The sequence below is a fragment of the Haloferax profundi genome (genome assembly GCF_001469865.1).
GTDB lineage: Archaea > Halobacteriota > Halobacteria > Halobacteriales > Haloferacaceae > Haloferax > Haloferax profundi.
Genome location: NZ_LOPV01000708.1, coordinates 1 through 213, shown reverse-complemented (window position 1 = coordinate 213; position 213 = coordinate 1). Strand labels below are relative to the sequence as shown.

Here is a 213-nt window from a genome sequence, read left to right as displayed (position 1 = left end):
GCCGACGACATCCCCGAGATAGCGAAGAAGATTCAGAGCTACTCGCTTCCACCGATGCTCACGCTTCGCGGTGGCATTCAGGTGTCGCTCTGGATGGTCCTCTTGGTTGCGTTCGCGACGGGTCTCCTCTCGGGCTTCCTCGGCGTCGGTGGCGGCTTCATCCGTATGCCCGCGCTGTTCTACCTCATTGGTGTCCCGGTGCCCATCGCAGTC

The 213-nt window shown here is 62.0% G+C and carries 1 protein-coding gene; it reads left to right on the top strand.

What is annotated here, in order from left to right; all coding sequences use genetic code 11:
• Positions 1–213: TSUP family transporter (locus tag AUR66_RS19685; RefSeq protein WP_157533256.1), on the top strand; the 213-nt coding region annotated here is incomplete at both ends.